General features: G+C 57.7%; 11 protein-coding genes. All 11 read right to left on the reverse strand.

Annotated features, from left to right (window positions below):
* Positions 1-31: 31 nt before the first annotated feature.
* The 11 genes from PZA18_RS02520 to lpdA all read right to left on the reverse strand — a co-directional run bounded on the left by PZA18_RS02520 (position 32) and on the right by lpdA (position 14,247).
* On the reverse strand, positions 32-1,330 hold the full coding sequence (locus PZA18_RS02520) for an FAD-binding oxidoreductase (protein WP_284099209.1): 1,299 nt from the start codon (positions 1,328-1,330) through the stop codon (positions 32-34).
* Complete coding sequence (locus PZA18_RS02525; protein WP_284099210.1) at positions 1,327-2,298, reverse strand: lysylphosphatidylglycerol synthase transmembrane domain-containing protein; 972 nt, start codon at positions 2,296-2,298, stop codon at positions 1,327-1,329. The genes PZA18_RS02520 and PZA18_RS02525 overlap by 4 nt, the downstream gene beginning before the upstream one ends.
* Positions 2,295-3,911: a hypothetical protein gene (locus tag PZA18_RS02530; RefSeq protein WP_284099211.1), complete on the reverse strand. Its 1,617-nt coding sequence runs from the start codon at positions 3,909-3,911 to the stop codon at positions 2,295-2,297. The genes PZA18_RS02525 and PZA18_RS02530 overlap by 4 nt, the downstream gene beginning before the upstream one ends.
* Positions 3,896-4,780, reverse strand: a complete 885-nt coding sequence (locus PZA18_RS02535; protein WP_284099212.1) for a decaprenyl-phosphate phosphoribosyltransferase — start codon at positions 4,778-4,780, stop codon at positions 3,896-3,898. The genes PZA18_RS02530 and PZA18_RS02535 overlap by 16 nt, the downstream gene beginning before the upstream one ends.
* Before the next feature lie 37 nt (positions 4,781-4,817).
* Positions 4,818-5,255, reverse strand: a complete 438-nt coding sequence (locus PZA18_RS02540; RefSeq protein ID WP_284099213.1) for a GtrA family protein — start codon at positions 5,253-5,255, stop codon at positions 4,818-4,820.
* A complete protein-coding gene (locus tag PZA18_RS02545; protein ID WP_284099214.1) occupies positions 5,242-6,540 on the reverse strand; it encodes an NAD(P)/FAD-dependent oxidoreductase in 1,299 nt (432 codons plus the stop codon). Before PZA18_RS02545 ends, PZA18_RS02540 begins: the two co-directional genes overlap by 14 nt.
* Positions 6,541-6,685: 145 nt before the next feature.
* Complete coding sequence (locus PZA18_RS02550) at positions 6,686-7,741, reverse strand: hypothetical protein (protein WP_284099215.1); 1,056 nt, start codon at positions 7,739-7,741, stop codon at positions 6,686-6,688.
* A gap of 65 nt (positions 7,742-7,806) precedes the next feature.
* Positions 7,807-10,110 carry a hypothetical protein gene (locus PZA18_RS02555; RefSeq protein WP_284099216.1) on the reverse strand — a complete coding sequence of 768 codons (2,304 nt, stop codon included), beginning with the start codon at positions 10,108-10,110 and terminating at the stop codon, positions 7,807-7,809.
* A 46-nt stretch (positions 10,111-10,156) separates the two neighbouring features.
* A complete protein-coding gene (locus tag PZA18_RS02560; RefSeq protein WP_284099217.1) occupies positions 10,157-11,101 on the reverse strand; it encodes an NAD-dependent epimerase/dehydratase family protein in 945 nt (314 codons plus the stop codon).
* 513 nt (positions 11,102-11,614) lie between these two features.
* On the reverse strand, positions 11,615-12,808 hold the full coding sequence (locus tag PZA18_RS02565; RefSeq protein WP_284099218.1) for a methionine gamma-lyase: 1,194 nt from the start codon (positions 12,806-12,808) through the stop codon (positions 11,615-11,617).
* Positions 12,809-12,864: 56 nt separating this feature from the next.
* Positions 12,865-14,247, reverse strand: a complete 1,383-nt coding sequence (lpdA, locus tag PZA18_RS02570) for a dihydrolipoyl dehydrogenase (protein WP_284099219.1) — start codon at positions 14,245-14,247, stop codon at positions 12,865-12,867.
* Position 14,248 lies beyond the last annotated feature (1 nt).

Consider the following 14,248-nt stretch of genomic DNA (forward strand, 5'->3'; position numbering starts at 1 on the left):
GGCGTTTTGAGCCGGTGTCGGCTGACAGCCTCTAAGCGGCCATCACCCGTCGCCACAGGCTGGATGAAAATGCCGGATCGACAAACGCGCTAAAGCGCTGCCAGGCCGGGTAGTAATGGCGGAAATGTTCGGCCGGCATCGTTGCGTCTTTCGCCGGGTAGATGGCACCACCGTGATCCAGCACCACCGCATCCAGCTCACGGAACAATTGGAGCGTCGCGTCGCCGCGATTCGGGAAGTCCAGCGCCAGGGTGTAGCCAGGGCGCGGAAACGACAACCAGCCAGGTGAAGCCTGATCGCCAAATCGCTTCAGCACCGCCAGAAACGAACCTTGTCCGCTACGGGCGATGGCCTGCAGCAAGCGGTCCAGTGCCTGGGCACCGGCTTCAGGAGCGACCACGCATTGGTACTGGTAAAAGCCACGTGGGCCATACATGCGGTTCCACTCCAGCAGGCTATCGAGCGGGTAGAAGTAAGGCTCATAGTGGGTCAGCGTCTGCCCGGTCGCCAGCGGCCGATGATAGTAGAGTTGGTTGAACGCGCGCAGTGACAGACCGTTGACCAGCGACCACGGCGGCGTCAGCGGCAGACGCCGTCGCCGCGCCTGATACAGCGGCAGCTGCGTGAGCGACGGCGCATGGTCGCCCACAAAATAGATGCCCCGCCCGCGCCCCGCCCCGCCCGCCAGGCAGTCCAGCCAGGCCACGGTGTATTCGTGGCGCGGCGCCACCTCTGCGTCGAGTTCGATGAACTGCTGCAAGTTGCGAAAGCGGATCGCCTCGGTCCACAGAAAGGGGTTGGCGATCCGCCGCAGCTGCAGCTCAGCCCAAGTGATCAGCCCGGTCAGGCCCAGGCCACCGATGGTGGCACCAAACCAATCCGCATCATGCTGCGGACTGCACAGACGACGGCTACCATCTGACCGCAGTAGTTCGAACTGGCGGACATGGCAACCGAAGCTTCCTGCAACATGGTGGTTTTTACCGTGGACATCGTTGGCGATTGCCCCGCCCACCGTGACAAAACGGGTACCCGGGGTGACCGGCAGAAACCAGCCCTGCGGCACCGCGAGCGAGAGGATATGGTCGAGCTGCACACCGGCTTCACAGCGCAGAATGCCGCTCGCCGGGTCGAAGTCGATGAAGCGATCCAGGCCCGCAGTATCCAGCAAGGCCCCGCCACGATTCAGCCCGACATCACCGTAGCTACGACCATTACCGAAAGGCAGCATGGAGAAGCTGGCAGTCGGCAATGCCATCTGCCGGTCGCTCAGGGCATAGACACGGCTTGGTTCGGCATCGATCCGTCCCCAGGATTGATAACGTTTCATGAAGTTTGTTTTTCCCGCCACAGACTGAGTGCCAGTGCCGTACACCCCAAGGCGACGGCCAGCCAGAGCGTGACCAGTCGGACCAGAATGGTCGCCGCTGCCGCCTGTGCCGGCGGCACACCAGACCAGATCAAAAGCAAGGCAATCGCCGCCTCGGTCCCGCCAAGCCCACCGGGTGCAAAACTCAGGACGCCGGCCAATTTACCGATCATGTACACCAGCAGTACCGTGGTAAAGCTGAGGCTAACCCCCATACCACCCAGAATGGATTGGAACGCAATGCCTTCCACACTCCAGGCGAGCAGGCCGATCAGTAGCGATAGGGCCAACAGACCTCGGCCGTGGCAGTGGCGGGCGTCCTGCAGCAACCGCACGCCATGTGCCAGCCAGCGGCCGATACGGCCCTGCGCCCAGCGCCGGGCCAGCTGTTGCAACCAGTACGGCCACAGCAGACTGATCAAAACACCCGCGACCAGCAATGCACATAAGGCCACAATCGGGCGCGCCTGGGGAAACTGGGCCAGCCCCAGGCTGACCAGGGCGATTACTACCATCAGGTCCGCCAGCCTTTCGCTGACAAAAATCGCCACCGTCTGGCCAAAGCGCACCCCGAATCGGGCCAGCAGCAACCCCCGCAATGTTTCCCCTGCACGTAATGGGGTAGTCGTCAGAGCGAAACCCGCCATATAGGCCAAACCGCCATCCAACCACGGCAGACGATGCTGAAAGTGCGCCAGATAGCGTCGCCAACGCAGATAGCGCAGGCCAAAATTGCAGCAGCTCATCAGGGCTGCCAGCAGCAAGCCGCCAGCTCCGACCTGCAAAATGGCACGCGAAACCTCCGCCCAGCCAACCCATAACACCACAGCCAGATAGGCCAGCACGGCCAGTAGAATGGAGCCTCCCAGCCAGACCCATTGGCGGGTCGGCGGGCGGGCCGTTGTCTGGCCCGTGTTTACAAACGTCATGTTGTCTTGCCCGTTTTCAGAAAAGCACGGCAATGCTCGGGCGACCCTGCCACCAGGCTGGGGGGATGCTTGTGCGAGACCACTGCCAGACAGATCGACTGGCTCGCACGCAAGGCGCTTGCTTCATCGGCAAAATCCAGTATCAGAGAAAACCCGCTGTAGTAATAAAGATCGCTACCCAGCATGGCCGATATATCCGCCCGAGGCTGGCGACGCAGCAGGCGGGTGGTGGGCGTATCGGAACTCGCCAGATACAGCACGACATCCTTGTCGTCAGCCCGTAGCGGCATCCAGCCATCCAGACGCAACCGGCTTCCAAACACCTGACGGTAATCGATATGCCCCGCCTCGCCCACCAACAGCGCCTGCGGTGCCGGATTGACCAGAACCTGCAAGCCCCAGTCCTGGCAGCGGGTCTGGGGCAGAGGCAACGCCAGCCAACCTGCCCGCACTGCGTGTTCGTAACTGCGGGCAGCATTCACCGGGTCGGGATGGTTGTAGCGATCGACACAGCCAACCAGCGCTTCCGATGGAAACATCGCCAACCGTTGCTTGCGATGCTCAAGCTGTGGATAAACCTTGGCCGCCAGGGCGATATTTGCCGCCAGCACAGCACCGACGACCCACCACAACTCCCGTCCGACCGGGCGGAAACCTGCCACCAGCGCTGCCAGCATAAAGGAGCTGATGATGGCGTAGCGCGAAGACAGGGCAATTTCAAAGCCAAAAGGCGCACGCCGCAAAGTGGCGGCTATTGCAGTACCGAGTAGAAACAGCATGATCAGCAATGGCACCGGACGGTACTTCCAGTCGCCGCCCACCCCATAAACCAGGAAGGCCAGCAGAACCAGCGCCCCCAGCACCAGCGCGGGCCAGGAGGCGCCAGCCAGCCCGCCCATGAAGGCCACAAAAAAGGCCCCGAGATCCATCCAGCTGGCTTGCGGTACAGCGCCACTGGCAGACAGGTGGCGATACGTTATCAAGGTCAGCCCGAAGCCGATCATCCACACCGACAGGTCGGCCCAGCGTCGTTCCCAGGCCAGCCAGAGAGCCCCAATCGGCCATACCAGCATGCCGTTGGCCTGACTCAAGGCGGAAAGCAGCGCCGCCAGCACCGCTGGCCACAACCCCCAGCCATGCTGCAGGCAGACAAATGCAGTCAGCGGCAACAGTATCGCCAGATAGTGCGACACCGCCGTCATCGCCCACAAATTGCCTTCCCAATAGGAAAAATTGAACAGGGTAACCCCTGCCAAGGCGGTTGTTACCGCCGGCAAACCCCGGGATAGCATGGTAAACGATGCCAGGAGGGCCAGATTGCCCAGCCAGATCAGATGGCGAAAGTCGAGGACACCGAAGAGGTAGCGGTCCAGCCAGGCGGCAACCGTGGTGGTCACCACCAGATGCTCGTTATTGCTCTCGCCCAAGGTACGCCAGCCATCGGGGCCGTCGATCACCAGAAGACGCGACAGGATGGCTTCGTAATCATCCCAGAATGGTGCATTGCGGGCCCACAGCAAGATCAAGAGCGCGTAAATCAGCGGCGGTAGTGCCGCAAGCAGCCACTCGATGCGTGTTGAAGGCTCGGAATCGTCACTCAGACGATCAACCATAGCGTAGTGCCAATCCAGGCAAAGACGGTGGCAATCAGATGGCGATCCTGCAGAAGATCGCTGGCCGTATCGTTGCCCCGGCCATGGCCATGCAAGAGATACAGATAGCGGAAGATGCCGTAAACAATGAACGGCACGGTATAAACCAGCTTGTCGGTATGGTGTAGGGCAATCGTCTCAGCACTCATCGTGTACAAACTGTAGGCGACGATCGTGCCCCCTGCACAGACCGAGATGCACTGATCAAGCAGCGCTGGCGAATAATGCTCCAGCACCCGTCGGGTCAGCGTACGGTCGGCATCCCCCTCGATCAGCAAAAGCTCCGCCCGCCGCTTCGCAAACCCAAGGAACAGCGTCACCATCATGCCGCACAGAATCAGCCAGTGTGACACGCCCAGATGCAGACCCAGCGTACCGACCAGAATCCGCAGCATGAAACCGGCTGCGATGATGAAAACATCCAGAATTGCGACATGCTTCCAGTGCAGGGAATAGCCCAGATTCATCGTCCAATAAGCGGCGATCAGCGCCGCGGCCATCGGGCTGACGCCGATCCAGGCCAGCGTCACGGCCACCAGCGCCAAGCCGGCGGCCAGCAGGCGTGCTTGGGTCACACTGATGGCACCACTGGCAATCGGGCGTTTGCATTTGGTGGGATGCTTGCGATCCGCCTCGACATCCAGCAGGTCATTCATCACATACACACCGCTGGCCACCAGACAGAACGCCAGAAACGCCAGCGCGGCGCTCGTCAGCGTCAGCACATCCCACCGGTGAGAAAACGCCACCCCGATCAGCACAAAACCGTTCTTGATCCACTGATGGGGGCGGATCAGCTTGATAATCGACTGCATAGTCCCTCGTGACACCCGTGATGGGTGCCCTATCTTTTCTTGAATAGAATTTCTAGGCTCTGTTGACCACAGAAGCCTTGTCGGCAAACGAAAAATATTTGTGGCCCAGAAAACTGGTGAAAACCGGCACCACCACGCCAACCAGGTGCGCAATGTCTTCGGCGTGCCAGCGCACACCTGCCGCCGGCAACAACCAGCGTGCCAATAACAAACTGATTGCCACCGTCTGCACCACCCCCAGCAGATTGACCAGCGCAAAATTGACAAACTGTCGGCGGGCGCTGCCCCCACCGCCCTCAAACACAAATATCCGGTTCAGCACAAAAGCCGTCACCATACCGGTCAGATAGGCCAGCACAATCGCCGGCGCGTAGTCCAGCCAATGACTATAGCCAATACGCGAGCCAACGTTCACGGCCGCCGCCGTGCCACCCGCCAGCAGAAACCGCAGGAAGGTGGCGGAAAAATACTCCCGCTTAATGACCTGCATGCACGGCCTCGGCCAACTGCCGCCCCAGCTTCACGCTCTCGCAAATCGAACGATCTTCCGGGTAGTAATACGCCGTATCGGCCATCCACAACCCGTGCAGCGGCGTCTTCATCGGCGGCAACATATCGAAAAAGCCTGGCGGACAGACCGTCTGCGCGTACTCGTAGCGTGAACAATGGCGCGCCATCACCCAGTCGGGCCTGAAATTGGGGTTCAGCTTCGCCAGATAACCAAGCACCTCATCAATCAGCTCATCATTGCTGCGCTGATATTTCGGATGCGTCGTCGGCATATAAAACGGCGCATACAGAATGTGCGGACCAACCGGATTGAGATTCGAATACTCAATCACACCAGGAATCGCGATACTGGGGTCGTTGATATTGACCCAGAAATTGGGCGTCACCGCATGCTTGAGCTTCAGCACCACGCAAGCCACCGCAATATTCTTGATCGCATCAATCCGCTCGCGGAACGCGGACGGGAGGTCTGGCGCCAAGCGTGGCAGATACTGGATCGGTACGGTGGAAACCACCGCATCGTAAGGATGGAACTCACCCCCCGCCTGCACTCCGCGTACCTGACCTGCCTCGGTCACGACCTTCTGCACCGGCATCCTCAGGAAGATGCGCCCCCCCTTGGCCGTGATCGCCTGCTCCATCTTGTTCAGCAACACTTCCGAGCCACCTTGCAGATAGCCCAGTTGCTCCTTGAACAGACTCTTGCGCGACAAACCGACCCGCTTGATCCGCGTTCCAAGCCAGGCAGCAGAAATCTGGTCGGTGTACTCGTGGAATTTCAGCTCGAACAAGCTCTTCCAAAGCACATTGTAACCCCGCTCACCAATCCAGCCCTTGAGCCAATCAATGACATTGACCCGATCCAGTTCGCGCCAGTCAGACACATTCTTGGTCTTCATCACCATCGCCGCATAGCGCAGCTTGCTGACCATATCCAGCCCCGGGAAACTCAATAGGGACTGTGGCGTTCCCCACGGATAGAGCTTACCGTCGAAGTAATAGCCCATCTTGGTTTCGACCCACTTGAGCTTGTCCGACAAGCCCATTTCCTGCAGCAGGGCAAACAGCGGATCGTCGGTCTTGCAGACAAAATGGTAGTAACGCTCCAGCGGCAGACCATCAAAATCAAACGTCGCCGACATCCCGCCGATCCGGTCGTCATGCTCGAAAATATCAACATGGTAGCCACGCTTTTGCAGCTCCATCGTACACATCAGGCCCATCGGACCCGCGCCAACCACGGCGATGCGGTGTTTGTTGTTCATTTAATGTCCTGCCCACCCACTCCGCTGCTTGCACAACAGCAGAGCAGGCAGAATCACCTTACAAAACCAGACGCAATCCAGGCTCTGCCACAGGTTTTGCCAACACCACAAAACCCTGGTGCAAATCCTGGTTCTGCACGATTAATCAAAGCCCCTGCGCCACCAGGGTACTCACCATCTCTTTCAACTTCGCCAGATCACCTGTCATCGCAAAGACCTTGCGACGATGTTCCTGCCCCGGCAGCAACACTGGTGTGTAATCAAGAACCTTAAGACTTCTTGTCTGGGTACCCGGCATTACATTCGGGTAGTTTTCTGCAGCAAAATTAAACCCAGCATAGCCACCGGCGTTTCTCGAATTATCCCAGGCCGACTTGCTGTATATACCGACACATCTTGTTCCGCCAGATTGACACCAGGCCATTGCCCGATAACGGTATTGGCTTGGATCGAATTCCACCATAGCTGCGGTATATACCGGCAACGGCCCACTCCACTGCCCCGCCTCATTCAGCCCCCACAACTCGGAAAACCGGTTGTAATCAAAATAAATTGCCGGCACAAAAGGGGCTTTGATCCGCTTTTCCGTGGTGGCATTTTTAATCAGAATGGCGGAACGGGCTGGGCACAAAGGATTACTTTGATTCCTGTTTACCGTGGCATATTCCAGCTCCACAATTTCCTGATATGGCGCATAAGGCAGCGGCCCAACACGGATAATCGATTGCAATTCCAAGCCTTCTGGATAAAGTGCCGTGCTGGCCCAACTGGGTACTTGCTTGGTCACAATATGCGCAGTACGCTGATCTTTATAATAAACAATCGCTTTTGGCCGGCTTAAATCATCGCCGGCTTCCTGTGGGTTCACCTGGGAATTATGCTCTCCAGAAACTTCGCAGGCATTTTGGTCATAAGAATAAGCAAGGCCATGATTTGCAAAGAATAAAGAATGCTGCCAAACCCGGCCCGCATCACTTTGATTCAGCATTTCCACGCCATCTATTTTAAATGAGTCTATCGCTCCGCCAAAATCGAATTCGCCTAATCGGGAAAGTTGTGGCGTGCGAATGCTGCCTACGCCTACCGATATTTTGCCGTTCGACACCACGGCAGAAGTCGGGTTGCCATTGACGTCGACTACCGAGGCAATTGCCACACCAGAAGCCACCAAAACAAAACACCATATTGCAATATTTTTCATTTTAATTAACCACAAAAAAACATACCAAAGTCCAAAAAATCCTGTTTATCGCCAAGCACCACCTTTCATTTCAGGAAACGATTACAGCTCTTGCGATCGCTTTTTACCAAAGCCAGATCGGTATTTTGTGACTGATAGGCAATGCATAAATCCTTGCTGGCCGACTGCGCATCCGCCGCAGAAGCAAATTGCAGGGTAAAAGCAAAACCCGCATGAATCACATTTTTATTATTCAAATAGTTGCCAACATCTCGCCGCTCAATTGCCCGCACCTGATAGCTTTGTGGACGACTTGGCACCGCTACAAACAGGCGCTGCACTTTGTCCGCATCGGGCATGGGTATCCAGCCATTGACCTCCAGTAATGCTCCGGACTGCTGGACGCTATCAATATATCCACCCTGTTTGGAGGCAACCGGGCTGGCAGGGGCTTGGGTCACAATATGGAGTTCTCGCGCCATCCAGGCTGGCGCCTCAAGCGAGGCAGGAAGGCTCTGCTGCCGTCGATAACCGTGTATCTCGAATTGCTCCAGCCCGATCATCGGCTCAAAAAATGCTGGTCCGGCATGTGCATCCACCTCGACTTTCATTCTTAGCACTTGAGCGGACTGCAAGCGCCCTGGCCATTTTTCAAGCCAGAGATTGCCAATGTCGAATACCGATTCAAGGTAAGGCGAAACGATAAAGCCCGCCGCCGCACTCCCCTCCGGTATCCGATGCCTGATCTTCCGGCCATCGGCCAATTCGACCTGCAGATAAACCGGAGGGCGTTTGTAAGCCAGATTAGCCAAGCGCCCCCAAGTGGTCGGGACCAGATGCAAACGGATAAAGACTGGCACATTTCGGCTTTGTGGTAAGGCCACCCACTCTCCAAGGGCCATTTGCATACCGGCCAGTGGCCGCAGTTGCTCATGCGGCCGGTCTGCTGCTCGCCGCAGTGCCAACCAACGGTCCGCTACCATCTCAGCCGGCTGGTACAAGGCAAGCATGGTCGGCCACGATGGACCATCGTCGATGCTCGGATAACGACCGTCGATGCTGGACAGACCAAACAACAACTCATCCGCCCCCCGCTCGCGCAAATGAACACGGTTGAGTTCCGCCAAATAAGGCGTGTAAGCCGAATAGCTCTGAAAGACTGGGCGAGGCTGCCAGTGTGCGCCTATTGCAAAAACCAGCGACTGTTCAGTTGGATAAACATCCAACGTACCACCTGATTGAAAGTCGCCAAGTTGCTGCCGTATCTTGGCACTTCCCTCTTTAAATGCCGCCGCCAAATCTCCTTGAAGCGCCAAAGGCGAATGTAGCCACGCCAGCATGGACTTGAATTGCTGGCAGTATGTCGCGACAGCCTCAGAAGCTGCATAACGGGCAGCAGCAGCACTATCGACCTGACCGCGTATTGCCATCAAGGCCAGGCACATCGTCATAACCAGCTGCAACCGATACTTGGGCCGGATTGATGCTCGGAATAGCACCAAACCGGTAAGGACTCCAAAAGCAATCAACTCATGGACATCCTGCCTGACAAAGGCCGCTTTGAAGCTGATAAACAATACAAAGCAAAGAATGAGTGATTCCACCGCAATCGACGCTTGCCTATTTTGCCAGCAGGCATGCACTTCTCGCGCAATGAACCATGAGGCAAACAGCAGATATACAAGCAAGTGCCCAATGGCACCATTAATGGCCATGTCGGTGTTATAGCCATTTGATATCTCAGACAGGCCCCGCCAGTACTGATACACATGCCCCAAGCTTTGTCCGGTTAAAAGCCAACCAGCAACCCAACACAGCACAAAAGTTAGAAATGTGGTCGGGAATCGCTTAGCCCATAAGTCGTAAATCAAAAGCAAGGCCGCAAGCCCAACACCCATAACTAGAAATGAGCCCTTCATCAGTCCTAGCCATGCCAGCAGCAGGCCGCCAAGGACCCTATCTAACCTGGGTTCGCGCAACGCCAGCATGCCGGCAAGGCAGCAGGCGAGCATAAAAAAGGTATCGCGAACAAATATGCCGTGACCAAGCCATGCGCTCAGAAATAGTCCCACAAGCATCAGCCAAGGACTGCGCGTCCCCTCTTGCCAACGCCAAGCGACCACAACCCACAATGCTGCCAATCCGACTTGTTCAGGTATAGAGGCTCCATGCGCTGACATAGCCGGCATATAGGCATAGCCAATCGGCCCAAAGGTAAACACAATGTCCAGGCCAAATTTCTTGCCATCCATATGTGTCAAGGCCTGAATCCAAGAAGCATCAAGCCCGGTTTGTGGCATTGAAGGTATAAACGCCACCAACGCAGGCAAGCACAGCAGGAAAAGTAAAACCAAACGACAAAAAGGCATGAAATGGTGCCGCACCGCCAAACTCGTAGCCAGTGCTCGAGGGGTACCGCTACTAGACATAGAGAGCCTACCTCTCCAGCGCAATAGCGCAATAACGCGGATCGGTGAAGGTCTCTTTGATGGCGACGTCGAATGGGGTGGGGGTGATGTCGAACAGGGCTTTGATATCAACGCCGCTGAAATCGTCGCCGGCGGTCAGAGCTTTCAGTTGCGAGGCGGTGAATGGGGGTTGTTTGCTGAATAGGGCATAGACTTTCAGCAAAGCATAAAACAGACCGTAGGGAATATGAACGATCGGGGTTTTGAGCTGTTTGGCCTTGCGGATGGCGTGGATGATATCGACGTAGTCCACCCGCTCCTGGCCGACAATATCGTATACCGCACCTTTGGGCTGGTTCTCGATGCAATGGATGATGACGCGGCAGAAGTCACGGTTATAAAGAGGTTGGCGCATGTACCGGCCATGCCCAGGGATCGGGAAGACCGGGGCTTTTTCCATGAAGCGGGATAGCCAGCCGAAGTGTTTGGGGTCAAACCAGCCAAACATCAGGGTAGGACGCAATGTGCAATGCGCCAACCCCGAGGCAGCCACCAGCTTTTCCTGATCTTTCTTGGTGTTGGTGTAGTCATCATCGGCGACCGAGTTGACCACGGACGAGCTGATATGCACCAGAAATGGCTGCACCGGCTGACGACGGATCACCTCCAGCACCTTGCCGGTAGCCTCGACATTGTTGCGGGCAAAGATGGCATTACCCAGGCCGGTAATCTGGGCATGCAGTTGCACCACTACTTCGGCACCCTCGAATTCGGCTTCCCAGCTACCCGAATCAAGGAGATCGGCTTCCACCACTCGCACGCCAGGGTTCAGATCGCGCAGGACTTTCAAATTTGGGCCGTGCTTGTCGATAGCCACCAGATTGGTGTAGCCACGTTCGCGCAGCAGCAGGACCAGATTCTGGCCAACCAGTCCGGCAGCGCCGGTAACGATGATTTTGGAATTGGGGTTCATGGTGCGCTCCTGTTGGGCGGCGACCATGTCAAGACATGCATTGCAGCGGGAGGAAAGGGGGTATGCCGCTACGCCGGGTCGCCGGTCGCCCTGTGGCAAGGCGCTGCTCGCATAAGGGAATGACCTCCCCCATTGCAGCTTCCCTGCCGGGCAAAACCGGCAATTTTAACCTACTTAACCCGTCACAACGAATGCTTACATCAGCCTTTCGGGTGATATTGGTTACTTTTCACAACGAGCAAAAACACTATTGCAGTCCCCGGCATCCGGCCGGTCGAGCCCATATATCGGTCTTGACCAGACGCTGCTGCCGTTTTATCTCCGGATCGCATTCGTCGGATTTGGGCCTGATGCAAGGCGAAAGGTGTGCCGCCTAGCAGCAAGCCATGCGGTTTCCCGTCTGAGCGCACAGGCTGTAAGACCTGCGATGCCAGCCAACAGCCTGGCCGCCAACGTGGTAGCCGGCCCCAATCCGGCGCCACCGGAAACAAACGATCAACGGCCAGGGTCTCTTCAACGCTTGATGGCATCGAAGCCAGTGCCAAGGTCAGCCACGATATCGCTCACGGTTTCCAGCCCGACTGACAGGCGGATCAGGCCATCGGAAATGCCATATTGTGCGCGCTCTTCCGGCGTGTAGGTCGAGTGGGTCATGGTAGCCGGGTGCTGGATCAAGGTTTCTGCGTCACCCAGGCTCACGGCACGCACAATCATTTGCAGCGAGTTCATAAAGCGGCGCCCCGCTTCGATGCCATCCTTGAGTTCGAATGCCAGCATACCGCCAAACCCACGCATCTGCCGGCAGGCCAGTTCGTGCTGGGGGAAGGTCTTGAGTCCGGGGTAGTGCACAACCGCGACTTCAGGTCGCGCCTGCAGGAACTCGGCAATCTGCATCGCGCTCTGGCTATGGCGCTCCAGACGCAGCTCCAGGGTCTTCAACCCGCGCAATATCAGGAAGGCGTCAAACGGCGACAGAACGGCGCCAGTCATGTCCTTCAGACCATAAAAACGCACCTGCTGGATGGTTTCCGCGTCGCCGATCAGAATACCGGCGGTCAGATCGCCATGTCCGCCCAGGTATTTGGTCGCGGAATGCACCACCAGATCGGCGCCCAGCAGGATGGGGTTCTGCAGGGCCGGGCTGCAGTAGGTGTTATCGACCATAACCTTGGCACCACGCTTATGGGCAGCGGCGGCAATGGCCTCGATGTCCACCAGCCGCATATTAGGATTGGCGGGTGTCTCGAAATAGACCAGACGGGTGCGGTCACTCATCGCATCCGGCAGATTAGCCGGCTCGGTCAGGTCAATGTGGCGGATGGTGATGCCAAACTTGGCCAGACCATGCGTCAGAAAAGCAAATGTACAGCCATAGAGGGTCTTATCGACGACGATTTCGTCGCCGGGCTGCAACAGGGTCCACATGGCAGCGGTAATGGCACCCATTCCCGAAGCAAAGGCCAGCGCCGCTTCGCCCCCCTCCAGCGCTGCAACGCGCTGCTCCAGCAGGTTGAGGGTGGGATTACCCAGGCGGGTATAGATATAACCGCTTTCCTCACCGGCAAAACGGGCGCCACCTTGCTCGACGGTATCAAATGCAAAGGTCGAAGTCAGGTGCAGCGGAGGGGTCAACGCGCCCAAGGCATCAGCAGGCTTATAGCCGTGGTGAATGGCGCGGGTGGCAAAGCCCTTGGAATGGGTGCTCATGATGCAGTCTCCTGTTGGCGCCTCGTGGGCGCCTTGGTCAAATCAGCTTGGTCAGTTCAAATGTGCAGTGCGCGGTCAAACGCACTTAAAACCGACTCGTGCAGCATTTCACTGAGGGTCGGGTGTGGGAAAATCGTGCTCATCAGCTCGGACTCGGTCGTCTCAAGGTTCATGGCGACCACCATGCTATGAATCAGCTCCGTGGCCCCCTCTCCCACCAGATGCGCCCCCAGCAGCTCACCGGTACGGGCATCGAACACGGTCTTGCACAGACCGTCTCCGGCATCGGTTGCCAGCGCCTTGCCATTGCCCCGGAACGGAAAACGGCCAACACGAATCTGCCGGCCGGCAGCAATCGCCTGGGCTTCTGTCATGCCAACACGGGCGACTTGGGGATGGGAATAGGTACAGGCCGGGATGCGCAGAGGATTGAGCGGGTGAGGTTCCAGACCAGCAATCGCTTCGGCACAGCTACGCGCTTCGTGACTGGCCTTGTGGGCCAGCTGTGGTGCGCCAGCCAGATCGCCGATCGCCCACACCCCTGGCGCCGCTGTCGAGCAATCCGGCTCCACGCTCAGACGCGCCGAATCGAGGCCGACGGTTTCCAGCCCCAAGCGGGAGCAGTCGGCTACTACGCCAATGGCAACCAGTACGTGGCTGTACTCCAGATCGTGAGTACCTTGGGCATCTGCCAGGCGAACCTTGACGCCGCCATCAGTCAGGCTGGCAGCTTCGACACGGCAACCGGTACGAAGGGTAATGCCGTCGGCGCCCAGGCCCTTGGCCGCAATGGCCGCAATCTCGGCATCTTCAGCCGGCAACACCTGCGCAGCCTGTTCCACCAGCTCGACCTTGCAGCCCAGCGTGGCATAGAAGCTGGCGAACTCAACGCCAATCGCCCCCGCACCAATCACCAGCAGGCGTGAGGGCAATGTTTTCGGCATCAGCGCATCGCGATAAGACCAGACGCGCTCACCATCAAACGGCAAAAAGGGCAGTGGCCGGGGCTTGGCACCCGTTGCCAGCACCACGTTGCGCGTGGTCAGCAGTTCTGCGGCATGGTCGGACTCAACCTGTACCTTGTTAGGCCCCGCGAGACGGCCCCAGCCATGGACCACGGTAACGCCATTCTTTTTCAGCAGATAACCCACCCCTTGCGTCAACTGGCCGGCCACCGCCCGCGAACGGGCGACAATTTTGTCCAGATCGAAACGTGGGTTGTCGCAGCCCAAACCAATCCGCTCGGCGGCTCGCATCTGCCGCAATACATCAGCGGAGTGCAGCAGGGTTTTGGTCGGAATACAGCCCCAATTCAGGCAGACGCCCCCCAGATCAGCGGCTTCGACCAGCGCAGTACGCATCCCCAGCTGAGCGGCACAAATGGCAGCAACGTAACCTCCGGGGCCCGCACCAATAACGACGACATCAAATTCGCGCATG

The organism is Parachitinimonas caeni, from assembly GCF_030129945.1.
GTDB lineage: Bacteria > Pseudomonadota > Gammaproteobacteria > Burkholderiales > Chitinimonadaceae > Parachitinimonas > Parachitinimonas caeni.